The organism is Micromonospora sp. B11E3, from assembly GCF_039871625.1.
Taxonomy (GTDB): Bacteria; Actinomycetota; Actinomycetes; order Mycobacteriales; family Micromonosporaceae; genus Micromonospora.
This window is the reverse complement of sequence record NZ_JBDPMC010000233.1, coordinates 1-891: the sequence shown is the minus strand read 5'-3', so window position 1 is coordinate 891 and position 891 is coordinate 1. Positions and strand designations below refer to the sequence as shown.

Here is an 891-nt window from a genome sequence, read left to right as displayed (position 1 = left end):
CGAAGACGAACCACCCCCCACAGGACCCCACTCAAACGCCGCCGCACCACCAGGCAACGACGACCCATCCTCGGAACCCGACTCACCCCCGGCGCCCGGCCCCTGCCCGGCGCCCGGCCCCTGCCCGGCGCCCGGCCCCTGCCCGATGCTCGGAGCCTGCCCGGTCGGCTCGGGTGCCCCCTCGGCTTGCGGGGCAAGCATGGTGAGGTTCGGCTGCCGGCGGAGCTTTCCAATGAGCTCACCGAACTTATCGATCTTCATGTCCATGTTGATGAGCCGGTAGGCGTGTCGGTTTTCGTCGTCGACCAACGGCGCCCTGACCACGACGAAAACGCCGAGTTCCGATGCGGGCAGCCGCGGCCACTTCCCTACCCAGAAGGTGACCTCCGTCCCGGCGGCGACCTGCACCTCCTCCCCACCGAACGTCAAGTCCCCCTTACCATTCTTACTGCTACCAACACTACGCCTCAGGGGGCGGGGCAATCTAAATTCTTTATCAATTTTGCCGTTGTAAGCCACTGAGTCGGAAAGATCCCACCGATTCTTCAACTCCCACAGCACTTTTCCGGACGCGAGGATCCCGCCGATGTCGTCCACGTCGAAGGCGGGGTTGACCACTTTCGCGTACAGGTTCTGTTCGGCTCCGCCGACCGTGGCCGAGATTTCCGCGAACATCATGGGTCGACCAATGGCGTCAAACCCGCTCTCGAGATAAATTCGGTCCGTCTCGGGAAATTTGAACGAACCTCCGCCGGCCACGATGCCTGGCGGGAGATCGGGCTGGCGGGCTTTGACCCCGACACCCCCGCCGAGGTGTAGGCCTAGGCCCAATCGCCTACCACCCGATCGCCTATCATTGTGCTTTCTTAGGGACGTCGTGGAGCGGTAGGA

1 protein-coding gene is annotated in these 891 nt (G+C 63.6%); it reads right to left on the bottom strand.

Features of this window, described 5'->3' with window-relative positions; genetic code table 11:
• Window positions 1-678, bottom strand: a 678-nt coding sequence (locus ABGB16_RS33835) for a hypothetical protein (protein WP_347672116.1), incomplete at its 3' end; no start/stop codon positions are given.
• Window positions 679-891 lie beyond the last annotated feature (213 nt).